Genomic DNA, 249 nt, shown 5'->3' with positions numbered 1-249 from the left:
CCGGATATCGTGACTGTCGCCGAGCGCACCACCCGCGCCATCGGCGACGCCGCCACGACCTTCTTCGCTGCCGAGGCCAATTTCCACCTTCATCCCATCATCGTCGCCGCGCGCAGCGTTCCGGCAAACGATCATTTCGAACGTCTCGCCATCGATCGCGCGGTCGACCAGATCGCAGCAGCCGAAAGAAGATTGGCCGCGGACATGCTGACAACAACCGGCCAATGTGGCCAGCAGGCTACCGAGACC

Annotated in this window: 1 protein-coding gene; it reads left to right on the top strand. The window is 63.5% G+C overall.

The features are described from left to right. Positions 1-9: 9 nt before the first annotated feature. A partial coding sequence (locus QSV46_RS40520) for an NAD-glutamate dehydrogenase domain-containing protein (RefSeq protein ID WP_314964336.1) occupies positions 10-249 on the top strand: 240 nt, incomplete at its 3' end.

It is taken from the genome of Bradyrhizobium cosmicum, from assembly GCF_032290525.1.
Taxonomy (GTDB): Bacteria; Pseudomonadota; Alphaproteobacteria; order Rhizobiales; family Xanthobacteraceae; genus Bradyrhizobium; species Bradyrhizobium cosmicum_A.
The sequence above is the reverse complement of the archived record's forward strand: the minus strand, read 5'-3'. Positions and strand labels throughout refer to the sequence as shown.